The sequence below is a fragment of the Pantoea sp. CTOTU46764 genome, from assembly GCF_031974595.1.
GTDB lineage: Bacteria > Pseudomonadota > Gammaproteobacteria > Enterobacterales > Enterobacteriaceae > Pantoea > Pantoea trifolii.
Map to the genome: position 1 here is coordinate 31,954 of NZ_DALYOQ010000047.1, position 4,493 is coordinate 36,446.

At 56.2% G+C, this 4,493-nt stretch carries 3 protein-coding genes; 2 read left to right on the forward strand and 1 reads right to left on the reverse strand.

All coding sequences use genetic code 11. The annotated features are described in order from the left end of the window. Positions 1–1,447, forward strand: a 1,447-nt coding sequence (recD, locus tag RTM06_RS15415; protein ID WP_312183346.1) for an exodeoxyribonuclease V subunit alpha, incomplete at its 5' end; no start/stop codon positions are given. Between the two features lie 122 nt (positions 1,448–1,569). Here recD and argA read toward each other — a convergent pair. Then, positions 1,570–2,898, reverse strand: coding sequence for an amino-acid N-acetyltransferase (gene argA, locus RTM06_RS15420; protein WP_007891884.1), 1,329 nt, complete (start codon positions 2,896–2,898; stop codon positions 1,570–1,572). 233 nt (positions 2,899–3,131) lie between these two features. Here argA and amiC point away from each other — a divergent pair, with 233 nt between their 5' ends. Then, positions 3,132–4,367 carry an N-acetylmuramoyl-L-alanine amidase AmiC gene (amiC, locus tag RTM06_RS15425; RefSeq protein WP_312183348.1) on the forward strand — a complete coding sequence of 412 codons (1,236 nt, stop codon included), beginning with the start codon at positions 3,132–3,134 and terminating at the stop codon, positions 4,365–4,367. Positions 4,368–4,493 lie beyond the last annotated feature (126 nt).

The following is a 4,493-nucleotide window of genomic DNA, read 5'->3' on the forward strand; positions in this document are numbered from 1 at the left end:
ACCAACATCACAAGCTGTTGCGGCTGAAGAGGTGCGGCTAGTGCTGGATCAGCTGTTTGGCATCGAGCCGGATAACTGGCAGAAGATTGCGGCTGCGGTGGCGCTGACGCAGAAAACTGCGGTGATCTCGGGCGGTCCCGGCACCGGCAAAACCACCACGGTGGCAAAACTGCTGGCGGCGCTGATCCGTCTCAGTGAAGGCGCGTTACGTATTCAGTTGGCTGCACCAACCGGTAAAGCGGCGGCGCGTCTCACCGAATCGCTGGGCAAGGCGCTGCAAAAGCTGCCGGTGAGCGAGGCGGAGCGGCAGCGCTTTCCAGCCGATGCCACCACGCTGCACCGCTTGTTAGGCGCGCAGCCGGAAACGCAGCGCCTGCGCTATCACGCCGGGAATCCGCTGCATCTGGATGTGCTGGTGGTAGATGAAGCCTCAATGGTCGATCTCGGTATGATGGCGAATCTGATTGCGGCATTGCCAGCGCAGGCGCGCGTGATATTTCTTGGCGATCGCGATCAGCTGGCGTCGGTGGAAGCGGGCGCGGTGCTCGGTGATATCTGTCGTTGTGCCGAAGCTGGATACAGCCCGATGCGTGCTGCGCAGCTGAGTGCGCTCACCGGCAGTGAAGTAGCGGGTAACGATGACAGCAGCGCGCCCGCCGTACGCGACGCGATTTGCCTGCTGCGTAAAAGCTACCGCTTTGACGCCAACTCCGGCATTGGCCAACTGGCCGCAGCGGTTAACGCCGGTGATGTAAAGGCGGCTGAAGCCGTATTCCAGGCCGGTTTCAGCGATATCACCCGTCAACCTTTACAGGATGCGGATGCGTATCAGGCGATGCTGACGGAGATTGCTGCCGGTTATCAGCCATTCCTGAAACTCATTAGCCAACGCGCTGATCCTGCAGAGATTATCGCGGCATTTGGCCGATATCAGCTGCTGTGCGCGCTGCGTGAAGGGCCGTTTGGCGTGCAGGGATTGAACCAGCGTATTGAGCAGAAGCTGATGCAGCTGCAGCTGATTCGTCGTCCAACCGGCGGCAGTCGCTGGTATCAGGGACGTCCGGTGATGGTGACGCGCAACGACAGCGCGCTGGGCCTGTTTAACGGCGATATCGGCATTACGCTGTTTGATGAGGAAGGTCTGCTGAAAGTGTTCTTCCCGTTGCCGGATGGCAGCATTAAAGCGGTGCAGCCGAGCCGATTGCCGACGCACGATACCGCGTGGGCGATGACGGTACATAAATCGCAGGGTTCGGAGTTTGATCATACGGCGCTGGTGATGCCGGCGCAGTTTCTGCCGGTGTTAACGCGCGAACTGATTTACACCGCAATTACCCGCGCACGTAAGCAGCTGACGTTGTATAGCGATGACAGCGTGTTCCGCCGTGCTGTGCAGTTGCGTACCCAGCGACGCAGCGGATTGCTGGAGCGGTTGAGCGGGGAGTAAAGCTGGTGCGGTGATGGACAAGGTCGGCATTAATGCCGACCCTACGGGAATGGTTTCGTATGGCCGATATGAACGGTTTTAGTAGGGTCGCCATTCATGGCGACCAATCACACCAACCGCACTTAACCCAAATCCGCCATCAGCACTTTTGAACGGCGCTGATAGTTATACATCTGCTTCTTGCTCTCAGGCAGCGACTCAATATCCACCGGCGTAAAGCCACGCTCCTGGAACCAGTGAATGCTGCGCGTGGTTAACACAAACAGCTTCTTCAGCCCCATCTGACGCGCCTGTAACGCCACGCGATCCAGCAACAGTTCGCCACGCGACGAACTACGGTAATCCGGATGCACTGCCACACAAGCCATCTCGCCAATCTGCTCATCCGGGAACGGATAGAGCGCGGCGCAGGCGATGGTCAGGTTATCGCGCTGAATAATGGTGAACTTATCAATCTCCATCTCCAGCTGCTCGCGGGAACGACGCACCAGAATCCCTTGCTGCTCCAGCGGGCGAATCAATTCGAGAATACCGCCGATATCGTTGATGTTGGCGCGACGAATCTGCTCGGCCGACTCCATCACAATCTGGGTACCGATACCGTCGCGTGAGAACAGTTCTTGCAGCAACGCGCCATCTTCCTGATAGCTAATCAGGTGGCTGCGACGCACGCCGCTGCGGCAGGCTTTGACCGCACCACGCAAGAACCGCACGGTGCCAGAGAGGAAATCGCCATCGCTCTCCATTTCGTCGATGCGCGCCTGGGCTTCGTTCGGGAACAGTTCAGAAATAATCGCGCCTTCGCGATTGGTCACGCCCTGTTCAGAGCAGAAACCAATCATCTTCTCGGCTTTCAATTTGATCGCCAGCTGCGTCGCCACTTCTTCTGACGTCAGGTTAAAGCTCTCACCGGTCACAGAAACCGCCACCGGACCGAGCAGTACAATCGCGTCGTTGTCCAGCTGACGATGAATCGCTTCCTCATCAATACGACGAATACGGCCGCTATGGCAGTAATCAACCCCATCATCCACGCCGAGCGGCTGCGCGATAATGAAGTTGCCGCTCACCACATTAATGTGCGCACCTTGCAGCGGCGTATTATTGAGGCTCATCGACAGACGTGCGGTGATATCCAGCTGTAAACGACCTGCGGCTTGCTTCACCAGCTCAAGGGACTGCGCATCGGTCACGCGGGTGTGTTTGTGGTAAATCGGTTCCAGCTGTTGCTGGGCCATGCTGGCGTCAATCTGCGGACGCGCACCATAAACCACCACCAGGCGAATGCCGAGGCTATGCAGCAAACCGATGTCATTAACGATGCTTGAGAAGTTCTCATGCTCGATGGCCTCGCCACCCAACATGATGACAAAGGTCTTGTCACGATGGGTATTTATATAGGGAACGGTATGGCGAAAACCCTGAACCAGTTCTGTACTGCGTTCCTTCACGGCATAGCCCTCTGTGCATGTTTATTCGTAATTTTCGTATTTTTATGCTCTTTTGCCCCTTATTGCAAGCGCCGGGCCTGACGTTACTTTACGATTTTCCTGATGCAACACGCGCTAACAGCCTGCATTATCTGGTTTTTCCGGCAAGACAAGACAATTCTCATCGAACAAAGTTTTCACTTTCTTGCCATCAAGTGACGATTTTTTAGACATAACACAGTAGTTGGAGCGGCATGTCCGAAGCTTTCACACGACGACGATTATTACAGGGCGCAGGCGCACTATTCATGCTGAGCGTCACGCGCACCGGGCTGGCTGCCAGTCAGCACATTGTGGCGGTGCGCATCTGGCCATCATCGACTTACTCCCGCGTTACACTGGAATCGAACGTTCCCCTTAAGTACAAGCAGTTCACGCTGAGTCATCCCGATCGTCTGGTTATTGATATTGAAAATATGCACATCAATCCGGTCCTGAAAGGGGTCGATAAACTGGTGCGCGTGGACGATCCCTTCATCAAAACGGCACGCGTGGGTCAGTTTGACGCCAACACGGTACGCCTTGTACTGGAACTGAAGCGCAGCACGGCACCTAAGACCTTCACCCTGGCGCCGGTGGCGGGCATTAAGCATCGCTTAGTGGTCGATCTCTATCCTAATCAGCAATCACGGGAAGAGGATCCGCTACTGGCATTACTGCAGGATTACAATCAGGGCGATCTTGAGCGCGATCAGCCGGTGCAGGCGGCGCTGCCGGGGAAAGCGGGGCGCGATCGCCCGATTATTATCATGATCGATCCCGGACATGGCGGTGAAGATCCTGGCGCGCATGGCAAATACAAAACGCGTGAGAAAGATATCGTGCTGAAGATTGGTCGCTATCTGAAGGCGCTGATCGACAAAGAGCGCAACATGAAAGCCTACATGACGCGCAATGAGGATGTGTTCATCCCGCTGCGCGTTCGCGTGGCGAAAGCGCGTAAGCAGCGCGCGGATCTGTTTATCTCGATCCACGCTGATGCCTTCACCAGTCGCGCAGCGCGCGGTTCATCGGTGTTTGCGCTCTCAACCAGCGGCGCAACTTCAGCGGCAGCACGCTTCCTCGCGCAAACGCAGAATGAGGCCGATTTGATTGGCGGCGTCAGCATGAGCGGCGATCGCTATCTCGACCACACCATGTTTGACATGGTGCAGCGGCAAACCATCAGCGACAGCCTGAAGTTTGGCAAAGAGGTACTTTCGCGCATGGGACATATCAACCACCTGCACAAGCGCACGGTCGATCAGGCGGGATTCGCAGTGTTGAAAGCACCGGATATTCCTTCGATACTGGTGGAAACCGCGTTTATCAGTAATGTCGAAGAGGAGCGCAAGCTGCGCACGTCGCGCTATCAGCATCAGGTGGCCGAGGCGATTCTGCATGGGATTAAAGCGTATTTTGATAAAGGTGCGGCGCTGGCACATCGCTGAGGAGGGCGGCAGCAATGCCGCTTTTTTGAACGCCAGAAACAAAAAAACACCCGTTAAGGTGTTTAAATGATTGGTTGCGGGGGCCGGATTTGAACCGACGACCTTCGGGTTATGAGCCCGACGAGC